Annotated in this window: 7 protein-coding genes; 3 read left to right on the top strand and 4 right to left on the bottom strand. The window is 74.9% G+C overall.

Annotated elements, in window-relative coordinates; genetic code table 11:
• Positions 1–142 precede the first annotated feature (142 nt).
• Positions 143–1,180, bottom strand: a complete 1,038-nt coding sequence (locus tag KS423_RS32075; RefSeq protein ID WP_224283274.1) for a S9 family peptidase — start codon at positions 1,178–1,180, stop codon at positions 143–145.
• A gap of 242 nt (positions 1,181–1,422) precedes the next feature.
• Entirely contained in the window at positions 1,423–2,655 is a 1,233-nt protein-coding gene (locus KS423_RS32070) for an MFS transporter (protein WP_224283273.1), read from the bottom strand.
• A gap of 54 nt (positions 2,656–2,709) precedes the next feature.
• Here KS423_RS32070 and KS423_RS32065 point away from each other — a divergent pair, with 54 nt between their 5' ends.
• The 3 genes from KS423_RS32065 to KS423_RS32055 are packed head-to-tail and all read left to right on the top strand — an operon-like array spanning position 2,710 to position 4,599.
• A complete protein-coding gene (locus KS423_RS32065; RefSeq protein ID WP_224283272.1) occupies positions 2,710–3,453 on the top strand; it encodes a helix-turn-helix transcriptional regulator in 744 nt (247 codons plus the stop codon).
• Positions 3,454–3,488: 35 nt separating this feature from the next.
• Positions 3,489–4,232 (top strand): SOS response-associated peptidase, encoded by a 744-nt coding sequence (locus tag KS423_RS32060; RefSeq protein WP_224283271.1) that lies wholly within the window; start codon positions 3,489–3,491, stop codon positions 4,230–4,232.
• A 19-nt stretch (positions 4,233–4,251) separates the two neighbouring features.
• Complete coding sequence (locus tag KS423_RS32055; protein WP_224283270.1) at positions 4,252–4,599, top strand: nuclear transport factor 2 family protein; 348 nt, start codon at positions 4,252–4,254, stop codon at positions 4,597–4,599.
• Between the two features lie 34 nt (positions 4,600–4,633).
• Here the strand turns inward: KS423_RS32055 and KS423_RS32050 are convergent, their stop codons facing one another.
• Together KS423_RS32050 and KS423_RS32045 are read right to left on the bottom strand one after the other, a co-directional pair.
• The gene (locus KS423_RS32050; RefSeq protein WP_224283269.1) at positions 4,634–6,262 is read right to left on the bottom strand and encodes a thiopeptide-type bacteriocin biosynthesis protein; all 1,629 of its coding nucleotides are present in this window, start codon (positions 6,260–6,262) and stop codon (positions 4,634–4,636) included.
• 18 nt (positions 6,263–6,280) lie between these two features.
• On the bottom strand, positions 6,281–7,785 hold a 1,505-nt coding region (locus KS423_RS32045; RefSeq protein ID WP_224283268.1), incomplete at its 5' end, for a YcaO-like family protein.

Genomic DNA, 7,785 nt, shown 5'->3' with positions numbered 1-7,785 from the left:
GCGCGGCGGCGGCGCGGCGGGCGGCGCCGAGGTCGCGGTCGGCGATCACCAGTTCGTGGACGCCGGGCAGTGCGGCCGCGACCCGGGCGGCGACCCGGCCCATCGCGCCGGCTCCGCCGAGGGCGAGCAGTTTCATCGTGGGTCAGCCCTTCCGGTGGTCCAGCGAGGTCAGGAAGTTCCGCATGCCGTCGAGGTAGCCGGGGGTGAACAGCGAGCGCGGTGCGGCGATGGCCAGGAAGGTGCTGCGCAGTTCGGAGTCCTCGATGTCCTTGGGCACGATGTTGTGGGTCGAGTCCTCGAAGCGCAGGACCTGGAGCAGGCCCGGAGTGGTGATGAGGCGGCGGTAACCGGCCTCGGTGTCGTCGCTGTCGACGTTGACGTCCCGGCCGCCGAGGACGAGCTGCACCGGCACCCGGAGGGCGGCGAGGTCCTCGGTGGCGTCGGAGAGGTAGTTGCGCTTGTTGAACGCCCAGCGCTCGGGCGTCAGCCCCTGGGTGTCGCCGCCGGCGGCCTGGTACTGCTCGAAGGTCGCACTGGCCCGCAGGGCGGCCAGGTTGCGGTCGCTGCGGGTGACGGCTGCGGCGGTCTCCTCGGGCGAGGCGTGCCGCTCCCTGAGCTCGGCGAGCAGGTTGTAGCGGCCCTGCCGGAGCCAGTTGACGGCAGTACCGACGGCGATCACGAACGTGACGTCCGGGGACTGCCGGGCCGCCTTGGGCATCACCCAGCCGGCCTGGCTGGCGCCCCAGAGCCCGATCCGGTTCGGGTCGATGCCGGGCTGGGTCTTGGCCCAGCGGATCGCGGCGAGGGTTTCGTCGGCGCGGTCCTGGATGCTCTGGTCGAGCCAGTTGCCGGGGGCGTTGTCGACGCCGGGCTTGTCCCAGGAGAGCGTCGCGTACCCGGCCTTCGCCATGGCCTCCCAGAGCGGGCGGTAGAAGGTGTCGTGGGTGGCGTCGGCGGGTCCGTCGCCGTGGACGAAGACCACGAGTCCGTACGGTCCGTGGCCGCCGGTGGGGCGGGCCAGTACGCCCTGGAGCGGCTGCTTGCCGCCGGTGACGGTGACCCGCTCCTCCGTGAGGTCGTACTCGTTCTGGTACACGACCCAGCCGCCCGCGCCGGCCATCAGCACGGCCACGGCCAGCAGCGATCCCCAGAGCCGCGGACGCTTGCCGAACATCTTCATATCGTTCACTCACCAATCGATCGTTCAGAAAACGACCGTATCAGATGCGAACGCACCGGGTGATCGTCATGCAGGAGATCCCGACCCGCGTGCTTGCAGAACGGGCTCCACGTCTCGCCGCAGCCCTGGCCCGGTACCGACATCCCGCCCGCTGGTCGCCCGCTGCTGGGCCCTGCCGCTCGCCGGCCCGAAGCCGGGGGCGCCCCGGCTGTTCCACGCCTACGCGGAGGAGGTCACGCCGGTCACCGGCTGACCGGTGCCGTCCCGGCACCCGCGGGCTCGGAGCCGGCGGACGGCACCACCGGCTCCGGAAGCGTCCGGAACAGTGCCCAGCTCAGCACCGGCATCAGCACCAGCGGCAACAGCGCCGTGCGCAGCGAGGTCGCATCGGCGAGGCTGCCGATCACCGGGCTCGCCAGGCCGCCGATGCTCACCGTCAGCCCGAGGGTGATCCCACTCGCCGTGCCGATCCGCGACGGCAGGTAGTCCTGCCCCAGCGTCACCTGCAGGGAGAACGGCACGTACAGCCCCGCCGAGGTCAGCGCCACGAACAGGTACAGCGCCGGGCCCGGCACCAGCAGCATCCCGGCCACCGCGACCGCCGCCACCAGGTACGACCGGCGGGCCACCGCGACCCGCCCCCAGCGGTCCGCCAGTGCGCCGCCCAGCACCGAGCCCACCGCACCGCCCGCGTACAGCACCACCAGCGCCGCGGTGCCCGCCGCCGGACCACCGCCGAGACGCTGGGTGGCGAACAGCGAGAGGAAGGTGCTCAGGCCGACGAAGGCGATCGAGCGGCAGACCACCGCCAGTGACAGCCGCAGGAACGCGGCCCGGTCGTCGGCGGCCGGCACCGGTACCTGCGCGGCCCCGGCCGCCCGCCGCCGCTCCAGCTCGCGCAGCACCGGCAGGCAGAGCGCAGCGCCCGCGAGCGCGGGCAGGACGAGCAACGGGGTCAGCCGCAGTCCGCCCGTCCCGACCACGGCGGCGACCAGCAGCGGGGCGGCCGCGAAGCCCAGGTTGCCGCCCAGCGAGAACCAGGCCATCCCCCGATGCGTGCCCGGCCCGCCCTGCGACCCCGCTGCCCCCTGGACCCGCTGCGCCGCCAGTCGGGCCATCCGGGCCGACTCCGGATGGTAGGCCGCCACCCCGACCCCGGACAGCGCCACGAAGGCCAGCGTCAGCCCGTACGAGCCGCTCACCCCGCTGAGCGCGATGCCCGCACCGCCCAGCAGGGTGCTGACCGGCAACAGCCAGGGCAGCGGCCGGCGGTCGGTGAGCGCCCCGAACAGCGGCTGCGCGACCGAGGAGAGCAGCGAGGCGGCGAGCACCACCCCGGACACGGCGGCGTAGCCGTAGTGGCGCTCGGCCGCGAAGAACGGCACCAGGGCCGCCACCGCACCCTGGTAGACGTCCACACAGGAGTGCCCGACGGAGAGCAACAGGATCGACCGGCGGTCGGAGTTCTTCGGCATGCCGCCAGCCTCGGGCCTGCACGCGCTGTCGAACTTCCGATAACCTGCCATCCGATGCCGAGAATCCGCCATGATCCCGTCGCGTCGACCGAGGCCCGGCTCCTGCCCTCCGGCGGCGCCATCGACGCGCACCGGCACGACGACCACCAGATCGCCTACGCGGCCCGCGGCGTCCTGAGCATCACCACCGACGCCGGCTCCTGGGTCGCCCCCGGCAACCGCGCCCTGTGGATCCCGGCCGGCACCGTCCACGCCCACCAGGCCCACGGCGAACTCGAACTCCACCTGGTCGGCCTGCCCGCCGCCGACAACCCGCTCGGCCTCGGCCGCCCGACCGTCCTCGCCGTCGGCCCGCTGCTGCGCGAACTGATCGTGGCCTACACCCGAACCCCGGAGCAGGACAGCCCCGAACGCAGCCGGCTGCGCGCCGTCCTGCTCGACCGGCTGCGCGCCTCCCCCCAGCAGCCCCTCCACCTGCCCACCCCCGCCACACCCCTGCTGCGGTCACTGTGCGCGCTGCTGGAGGCGGACCCGGCCGACGGCCGCACGCTCGCCGCACTCGGCCGCGTCGTCGGCGCCAGCGACCGCACCCTCTCCCGGCTGTTCCGCGCCGACCTCGGCATGACCTTCCGCCAGTGGCGCACCCAGCTGCGGCTGCACCACGCCCTGGTGCTGCTCGCCGAGGGCCTGCCGGTCACCACCGTGGCGCACCGCTGCGGCTGGGCCTCGGCCAGCGCCTTCATCGACGTGTTCCGCCGCACCTTCGGGCACACCCCGGGCGGGCACGCACCACGCTGAACGCCGTTGTCGGTGCGTCGTGGGAGGCTGGGGGCATGTGCGGCCGCTTCGTCTCCACCACCACGCCCCAGGACCTCGTCTCGCTGCTCGGAGAGCTCCGCTGGGACCCGGCCGAGACCTTCGCGCCGAGCTGGAACGTCGCCCCGACCGATCCGGTCCCGGCCGTCCTGGAGCGCGTCGACCGGGAGACCGGCGAACTGCTGCGCCAACTGCGCCCGCTGCGCTGGGGCCTGGTCCCGTCCTGGTCCAAGGACCCGTCCGGCGGCGCCCGCATGATCAACGCCCGCTCGGAGACCGTCGACACCAAGCCCGCCTTCCGCAAGGCCTTCACCGCCCGCCGCTGCGTGATCCCCGCCGACGGCTACTACGAGTGGCGCGAGGTCCCCGCCGGCGCCGACCGCAAGAAGTACAAGCAGCCGTACTTCCTCAGCACCGGCGGCGTCATGCTGATGGCCGGACTCTACGAGTTCTGGCGCGACGGCACCCGCCCCGAGGACGACCCGCTCGCCTGGCTGGCCACCGCCACCGTCATCACCACGGACGCCAGCGACTCCGCCGGCCGCGTCCACGACCGGATGCCCCTCACCATCGCCCCCGACGACCTCTCCACCTGGCTCTCCCCCGCCCACACCGACCCCGCCGAACTCCACCACCTGCTGCGCCGCCCCGCCGACGGCGCCCTGCGCGTGCGCGCCGTCCCCACCACCGTCAACAGCGTCCGCAACAACGGCCCCGAACTGCTGGCCACCGCCCCGGACCCCCTGGGGCTCGCCGACTGAGTCCGAACGAGGAGATCGCATGAACGGCACCCCCGCGAGCATCGTCGAGGCGGCGTTCCGCTGCTACCGGTCGCAGGACCGGGAGGCGGCCCTGCCGCTGTACGCCGAGGACTTCACCTTCACCAGCCCCCAGGACGACCGCATCGACAAGGCCGCGTTCTTCGAGCGCTGCTTCCCCACCGCCGACCGGTTCACGGAGCAGCGGCTGCTTCGGGTGACGCCCGCCGACGAGGAACTCGTCCTCGCCTACTACGAGTACGAGCTGACCACCGGCGACCGTTACCGCAACGTCGAGGCGATCACCGTCCGGGACGGGCAGATCCGGGAGGTGCAGGTCTTCTTCGGCGGTCGGCAGACGGGTCCGTGAACCCGCCCCTCCACCGGCGGTTCGGCACCCGGCCTCACACCGCCCCCGGCCGGCCCAGCGGGAGCAGGTACTGGACGGGCTCGCCGAGGTCGTCCAGGCCGAGGAGTTCGTGGGCCAGGTCGTCCTGGAGGCCGCCGAGGGGGGTGGTGCCGAGACCGAAGGCCGCGGAGGTCAGCAGGAGGTTCTGGGTGAGGTGGCCGGCTTCCAGGAGGCCGAGGCGCAGGGCGCGCAGGCCGTAGCGGCGGCGCAGGTGGGCCAGGTCGAGGTGGACGGCGAGAACGGCGGGGGCGTGGTCGATGCCGATGGCGTCCGGGTCGTCGGCCGGGCGGGAGAGGTAGGAGGAGAGCGCCTTGAGGTCGTCGAGGGCGGGGGCCGGGCCGATCGGGCGCAGGCTGCGGTGCTCGGGGAGGCACTGGTAGGTGCCGGCGGGCAGGCCGTCCACGGCGAGGGCGAGCACCCGAAGTCGGACGGTGTGCAGGGCGCCCGCGCTGGGGTACGGGCGGTGGCCCGTGCCGGGGTTCGGGGCGTAGGCGGACCAGAGCAGTCCACCGAGGGCGCCGGCGGTGAGCGGGCCGGTCAGCGGGCCCCGGGTGGAGTGGCGGGTGCGCAGGGCGTCGGCGAGGGTGACGGGCGGCAGCGGGTCGGCGGGCAGCGGGAGGTCACCGGGACGGGGGCGCGGCACCGGGCGGTACGGCAGGTCGCGCAGGGCGGTGTCCTCGCTGCGGCCGATCTGGAACTTGCTGCGCTCCAGGTACTGGTGGTCCGGGGCGTGGTGGTCGGCGGGGAAGAAGGTGAACGGCTGCCCGGTCTCCAGCAGGGTACGGGCGGCGAGGCGGCAGACCGCCCGCTCCTCGTCGGGGCCGACGCCGAGCCGGTTGAACAGCATGTGCAACTGGGAGGCCCAGATCCAGGAGAGACGCTCCGCGGAGTCCGGGGCCGCCACGGCCCGCATCCGGGCAGCGCTATCCGCGACCCGCGCCGCCCACTCCCCCAGCCAGGGCTCGGCCGTACCGGCGTCCAGCGCCGCGCGCAGTGCCCGGGCCCGGTGGGCCAGTGCCTCCCGCTGCCGGGCGAACACGGTGTTGACCCGGACGTGGACGGCGGTCCCGGGCAGCGGCCGGAACTCGGTGACCCACCGCCAGGAGGCGGCGTGGCGGCGCAGCCAGCGGGAGGCGGCGAGCTCGTCGAGGCCGAGGGCGTGTGCGGTGGTGTGGGCGAGGTCGAGCGCGAGCGGCAGCCGGTGCTCGGGGGCCGCGCCGAGGGCGCGCAGGGCGCGGACGGCGGTGCGGGTGGAGTGGGTGAACACCTCCTCGGCGATCGGCAGCAGGGCCGCGCCGCCGTAGCGCTCGGTCTCGGGCTCGTACGGGATCGCCGTGACTTCACCGTGCCCGCCCGCGAACGGGCCGTCGGGCGCGGTGCGGCGGGCGGCGAGGCGCGTGAGCTCGGCTGCGAGGGGGTCGGGCGCCGGGCCCGGGCCGCGGTAGCGGATGCGCAGGTGGGGGCCGCCCTCGCCGTAGCGGATGAAGAACCACTCGGTGTCGGCGAGCCCGTCCATCAGCGGGGCGAGGTCCTCGGTGAGGAAGGCGTCGGCCTCGCGGGCGGGCAGCGGCAGCGCGAGGTGCAGGCTGTGCCAGGTGGCGACTGGCAGCGCGTGGGTGGTCATCGCGTGCTCTCCGGAGGGCTAGGGGAACGGGTGCGGGTGGAGCGGGAGCTCGTCGTGGCGCAGCGGCGCCGGGGTGCGGCCGAGGCGGTACGGGACCTCCAGCAGGCGGGGCAGGCCCCGGGTGCGGCGGTTGGCGTGGCCGAACGTCATGGGCAGCGTGCCGGGGACGACGACCTTGGCGCAGTGCAGGCCCAGCCGGTCGCGGATGCCGGGCTCGTCCTGGGTGACCGCCAGGACCTCCAGGCCCTCCCCCGCCAGCCGGGTGATCGTCCGCTCCAGCAGTTCGGTGAGGTCGGTGACCGGTTCGGGGGCGCCGGGCCAGCGCTCGGTCCAGGGCACCGGGGGCGGGCCCGCGAAGAGGAAGTCGAGTCGGGGCTGGGCCTCGGGCAGGGCGTTGAGGCCGACGTGGTCGTCCAGGCTGACGACCAGCTCGGGGCGGTCCAGCATCGGGCGCAGCCGCTGCGGGTCGCGCGGACCGCCCGGGGCGGTGGCGCGGTGCGGCGCCTCCTGGACGTTGGTGACGACCTCGGCGACAGCGGAGCGGATCGCCGTCCGGGGGTCGTGGTGGGCTCCGGCGGCCAGGAAGGTGCGCGGGGCGTCGGGGCGGCCGCCGCGGTGGCGGCAGAGGGCGATCACGGCGGGCACGCCGAGGTCGTTGGTGGCGTCGAGCAGGGTGAGCCGGTAGCCGAGCAGCCGGGCGCGGTCGGCGAGTTCGGCGATCTGCGGGTCCTCGGCGGGGAGGGTGACGCCGGGCAGCGGGGTGCGGGCGTACCAGGCCATCAGGAAGGCGTCGCGCTCGGCGACCTCGAACAGGCCGTAGAGCGCGGCCTCCTGGGGGCTGTTGCCGAGTCCGCAGCCGTTCGAGGACTCGTAGACCACCCGGGGACGGTCGCGTCCGGGCACGTCCCAGTAGGCGACGTGCTCCGGGACGGCGACCGGGCGGCGGTGGGTGAGCGACCAGCCGTGCACCCAGTCGAGTACCAGCTCCGGGGTGTACGGGACGGTGGCCACGGCGGGGTGTCCCGGGTCGGCGTCGTCGGGCAGGCCGAGCCGGACCGGGTCGAGGACGGCCCCCGGGCCCACCTCGCCCGCCAGCTCGGCGTAGGAGGCCCGCAGCACGGTTCGGCGCCCGAGCGGCCGCATGCCCGCGTACCGCTCCACCGCCTCGAACAGCGCGACCCGTTCGCTGGAGCGGAAGTCCGCGGCCCGCCCGTACCCGCCGTCGTCGAGCACCCGGCCGTCGGTCACCCAGGCGGTGGTGAGGGCGAAGGCCGAGTCCTCGGTGCGGAACAGCCGGCGGACCGGGCCGAACCGCTCGTCGTACAGCGCGGCCCGCAACTGCCCCGCTTCCGTCAGGTCGTTGGACCCGCGCAGGACGGCCGGGTCGGGCAGCGGGCGGGAGGTCGCGGGCAGCCGGGCGGCCTCGGGTGTGTCGGCGGGCAGCGGGCGGCAGACCTCGCAGCCGCCGACCGGGCGGACCCGGTGGGTGGACCAGGTGGCCCGGCCGCCGTGCACCACGTGGA

The organism is Streptomyces sp. LS1784 (assembly GCF_020103755.1).
Taxonomy (GTDB): Bacteria; Actinomycetota; Actinomycetes; order Streptomycetales; family Streptomycetaceae; genus Kitasatospora.
This window is presented reverse-complemented; position numbering and strand designations above follow the sequence as displayed.